The sequence below is a fragment of the Streptomyces sp. NPDC002793 genome, from assembly GCF_040295485.1.
Classification (GTDB): Bacteria; Actinomycetota; Actinomycetes; order Streptomycetales; family Streptomycetaceae; genus Streptomyces.
On the sequence record NZ_JBEOVL010000109.1, the window covers coordinates 1 to 5,305 of the forward strand.

The 5,305-nt window shown below is 74.2% G+C and carries 2 protein-coding genes; both read left to right on the forward strand.

Translation table 11 applies throughout. The features are described 5' to 3' along the window. Positions 1–3,470, forward strand: a 3,470-nt coding sequence (locus ABT001_RS35660; protein ID WP_351285832.1) for an SDR family NAD(P)-dependent oxidoreductase, incomplete at its 5' end; no start/stop codon positions are given. A 29-nt stretch (positions 3,471–3,499) separates the two neighbouring features. After that, the coding region (locus ABT001_RS35665) for a type I polyketide synthase (RefSeq protein WP_351285834.1) at positions 3,500–5,305 on the forward strand (1,806 nt) is incomplete at its 3' end.

The following is a 5,305-nucleotide window of genomic DNA, read 5'->3' on the forward strand; positions in this document are numbered from 1 at the left end:
TGCTCACCGAGTCCCGGCCGTGGCCGGAGACCGGCAGGCCCCGCCGGGCGGGCGTCTCCTCCTTCGGAATCAGCGGCACCAACGCCCACGTCGTCCTGGAGGCCCTCCCCGAACCGGCAGCGTCCCCGGCCGTCCCCGAGCCGTCCGCCCCGGAGCCCGCCGCACTGCCCTGGCTGCTGTCGGCCGGTTCGGCGGCGGCCCTGCGCGGCCAGGCGGAGCGGCTGCTCACCTTCGCCGAGACCCACCCCGACACCCCCGACCTCGCGATCGCCCGCGCACTGACCGCCCGGCGCACGACGCTCGGCCACCGCGCTGCGGTGGTCGGCGCCGACCGCGACACCCTGATCGCCGGAGTGCGCGCCCTCGTCGAAGGAGCCCCGGGCACCCCGTCCGAGCCGGCCGGTGACGGGCGTACAGCCTTCCTCTTCACCGGGCAGGGCGCACAACGGGCGGGCATGGGCCGCGAACTGTACGAGACGTACCCTGTGTTCGCGGCGGCGTTCGACGCGGTCTGCGCCGGAATCGCGCTCGAACGGCCCCTGCGGGACGTGGTGTTCGGCGACGACGACACCCTGACCCGTACCGAGTACGCACAACCCGCCCTGTTCGCCCTGGAAGTCGCCCTCTTCCGCCTCGTGGAGTCGTGGGGCGCCCGCCCGGATGTGCTGGTCGGCCACTCCATCGGCGAACTCGCGGCCGCGCACGTCGCGGGCGTCCTGTCTCTCGACGACGCGTGCACCCTGGTGGAGGCCCGCTCCCGATTGATGCAGGCGCTGCCCGCGGGCGGAGTGATGCTGGCCGTCGAAGCGACGGAGGACGAGATCACCCTGCCCGCCGGAGTGGACCTGGCCGCCGTCAACGGCGCCGAGGCGCTGACCGTTTCGGGCGACGAGGAAGCGATCGCCGACTGCGAGCAGCGGTGGCGGGCAGAGGGCCGCAAGGTCAGGCGGCTCGTCGTCTCGCACGCCTTCCACTCGCACCGGATGGATCCGATGCTCGCCGACCTGGCAGCCGTCGCCGAGGGACTCGACTACCGGGAACCGGCCATTCCCATGATCACCACCGCGCCGGGCGACCCGGCCACCCCCGAGTACTGGGTGAACCAGGTCCGCGAACCCGTCCGGTTCGCCGACGCCGTCGCCGAACTGTGGCGGCAGGACGTCACCTCCTGCGTCGAGCTCGGGCCGGACGGCGTCCTCACCGCGCTGATCCGCTCCACCACCGCCCGGGACGTCGTGGCGGCGGCAGCGCTCAGGCCCGGACGGCACGAGCCGACGACGCTGCTGACCGCGCTGGCGGCAGCACACACCCGGGGTACGCGCGTCGACTGGCAGACGGTCCTCGGCAACGGGCCCCGCGCCGAACTGCCCACCTACGCGTTCGACCGTGCGCGCTACTGGCCCGAGCCCCTCACCTCCCTCACGGCGGACACCGACCCGGCCGACGCCGAGTTCTGGGCGGCAGTCGACGCCGGAGACCTCGGATCGCTGACCGGACTCGACCGGGAGACGGGCGCCGCGCTGGCCGGGGCGCTGCCCGCCCTCTCCGTCTGGCGCCGTGAGCACGCCCTCCGCACGGCCGCCACCGGTCGGCGCTACCGCGTCGGCTGGACGGAGATCCCGCCGGGCCGCCCCACCCAGGGACGCTGGCTGGTCGTCGCCGCACAGCAGGACGCCGACCGGGCCGAAGCCGTCGCCGAGGCCCTGCGCTCGGGCGGCGGCGAGGCAGCCGTCACACCCCCCGCCGCACTGTCCCGGGCGCACCCCGCCGACGGCGTACTGCTGCTCTCCGGAGACCCGGAGGCCGTGCTTGCCGCGGTACGGGCCGACGCCGGCGCCCCCCTGTGGTGCGTGACCGTGTCCGCCACCGACGCCGACGGCACATCGCCCGAACCCGGGGCCGCCGAGGTGTGGGGCCTGGGACGCGTCGCGGCGCTCGAACTCGGCGACCGGTGGGGCGGCCTGATCGACCTGCCCGAGGACCCCGACCCGGCGACGCTGGCTCTCCTGGCGAACGTCCTGGGCGGACCGGAGGACCAGATGGCTCTCCGTTCCGGCCGCGTACTGGCCCGCCGTCTCGACCGCGCTCCGCTCGCCCCGGGCGAGGAGTGGATCCCGAGGGGCACCACGCTGATCACCGGCGGCACCGGCGCGCTCGGCGGGCACGTCGCCCGCTGGCTGACCGGACGCGGTGCCCGGAAGCTGGTCCTGACCAGCAGGTCGGGCCTGCGGGCACCGGGTGCCGAGCGGCTGGTGGCCGAGCTCGCCGAATCGGGCTGCACCGCCGTCGTGGTGGCCTGCGACGTCGCAGACAAGGACGCCCTCACCGCCCTGCTGGCCGAGCACCCGGTCGACGCGGTGGTGCACACGGCCGGTGCGGCGACCACCGGCCCCGTCGACTCCCTTGACCCGGCGGCGTACCGGGAGGCCACCCGGGCCAAGGTGCTCGGCGCCCGCAACCTCGATGAACTGCTGCCCCACGTCGAGCGGTTCGTGCTGTTCTCGTCCATCGCCGGCGTATGGGGGAGCGGCGGCCAGGCCGGGTACGCGGCGGGCAACGCCCACCTAGACGCACTGGCCGAACGCCGCCGCGCCCAGGGCCGGGCGGCCACCTCGATCGCCTGGGGCCCCTGGGCGGGGGAGGGCATGGCCACGGCGGACGGTGACGTCGCGGAGTTCCTCGCCCGACGAGGGCTGGCTGCGATGGCTCCGGAGGCGGGGGTAAGGGCCCTGGCCGACGCGCTCGACGCCGGAGACACCTGTGTGACCGTCGCCGACGTCGACTGGGACCGCTTCCTGCCCGCGTTCACCGCGAGCAGGCCGGCCCCGCTGTTCGTCCCGCTCGCAGGGACGGACACGGCCACCGAGGAGCGGCAGGCCGAGGAGGGACTCACCGAGTTCGCAGCCGGTCTGGTCGGACTGTCCACCGCCCGGCGCGAACGCGCCCTGCTCGACCTGGTGCGCCGCCAGGCCGCCGACGTACTCGGCCACCAGGGCGTGGACGGCGTACCCGCGAAGGGCGGGTTCGCCGACCTCGGCTTCGACTCGCTGACCGCCGTCGAGATCCGCGCCAGGATCGCCGCGGCCACCGGCCTCGCCCTCCCGACCGCGATGATCTTCGACTATCCGACGCCCGTGGCACTCGCCGCCCGCCTGGCGGAGGAGATAGAGGAGGCGGCCGACCGGGCCGAGCGGAAGGCGGTGCCCGCGACGGCGGACACCGGAGCATCGGGCACGGCGGCTCCGGGCACCGACCAGGAGGAGGACGCGGTGCGCCGTGCCCTGGCCTCGCTGTCCTCGGACCGGCTCAGGGAGGCCGGACTTCTCGAAACCCTGCTGGCGCTTGCGGGCGATGCCACGCCCACCCCCGTCACGGCCGGGGAGACGGCCGCCGACGACCCCGGAGACGACATCGACCTGATGGACATCGACTCCCTCATTCAGACCGCCCTCGACAACCCGGACGCCTGATCCATGTCCACCCCGTTTGGAGCCACGTCATGAGCACCCGCGAGCAGCAGGTCGTCGAGGCGCTGCGAGCCTCCCTCAAGGAGACCGATCGGCTGCGCAGGCGCAACCGTGAACTCGTCGACGCCGCCCGCGAGCCCATCGCCGTCGTCGGCATGAGCTGCCGGCTGCCCGGCGGTGTGAGCTCGCCCGAGGACCTGTGGGACCTCGTACGGTCCGGTGGCGATGGCATATCGGCCTTCCCCGCGGACCGGGGCTGGGACCTCGGCGACGACGCCGACTACGCGCGGCTGGGTGGATTCGTGGCGGACGCCACCGAGTTCGACGCCGATCTGTTCGGTATCTCGCCGCGTGAGGCCCTTGCCATGGACCCCCAGCAGCGACTCCTCCTCGAAGCCTGCTGGGAGGCCCTGGAGCGGGCCGGCATCGCCCCCGACTCGCTGCGCGGCACCCGCACGGGCGTTTATGCGGGCGCTTCGAACGCCGGTTACGGCGTCAACGTCCAGGTCCCCGAGGAGATCGCAGGCCACCTCCTCACCGGTCTGTCCAACAGCGTCATCTCCGGCCGTGTCTCCTACGTCCTCGGCCTGGAGGGGCCCTCGGTGACGGTGGACACCGCCTGCTCCTCCTCCCTGGTGGCGCTGCACCAGGCCGTGCAGGCGCTGCGCGCGGGGGAGTGCTCGCTCGCCCTGGCCGGCGGCGTGACCGTCATGCCCCAGCCGACCCCGTTCGAGGAGTTCGCCCGGCAGAAGGGACTCGCGGCCGACGGACGCTGCAAGTCGTACGCCGCCGCGGCCGACGGCACCGGCTGGTCCGAAGGCGTCGCGGTGCTCCTGGTGGAGCGGCTGTCCGACGCCGTCGCCAACGGCCACCAGGTGCTCGCCGTGGTACGCGGCTCCGCCGTCAACCAGGACGGTGCGTCCAACGGGCTCACCGCGCCCAACGGCCCCTCCCAGCAGCGCGTCATCCGCGCCGCCCTGGATGCCGCCGGACTCGGACCGGGCGACATCGACACGGTGGAGGGCCACGGCACGGGAACGAAGCTGGGCGATCCGATCGAGGCACAGGCCCTGATCGCCACGTACGGCCAGGACCGTGACGTCCCCTTGTGGCTGGGCTCCCTGAAGTCCAACATCGGGCACACCCAGGCCGCCTCCGGTGTCGCCGGAGTCATCAAGTCGGTCATGGCGCTGCGCCACGGCGTACTGCCCCGCACCCTGCACGTCGACACCCCCTCACCCCACGTGGCGTGGCAGCGCGGGGCGGTGGAACTGCTCACCGAGGAGCGGGAGTGGCCCGCCGTCGACCGCCCGCGCCGCGCCGCCGTCTCCTCGTTCGGCGTGAGCGGCACCAACGCACACGTCATCCTCGAACAACAACCGGTACCCGCCGAGGACGCGGACGACGTCCCGGCGGCCGACCGGCCCGTACCCACCGTCCTGCCGTGGCTGCTCTCGGCCCGTGACGACGCGTCGCTCCGCCCCCAGGCCGGGAGACTGCACGCGGGCTTGCCCGCAGCCTCCGACCTCGACCTCGCGTTCTCCCTCGCCACCTCCCGCGCCGCCCTCCCGCGCCGTGCGGTGCTCCTCACCGACCCCCGGGCCGCGCTCGCCGCGCTGGCCCGGGGTGAGTCGGCGCCCGGAGTGGTCCTGGGCACCGCCAAGGACGGGGACCTGGCCTTCCTCTTCAGCGGTCAGGGAAGTCAACGGGCGGGCATGGGCCGGGAACTGTACGAGACCTTCCCGGTGTTCGCGGAGGCCTTCGACGCGGTGTGTGCGCGGGTGGACCTGGACCGTCCGTTGCGTGAGGTGGTCTTCGACGACGCGGCGGCACTGGAG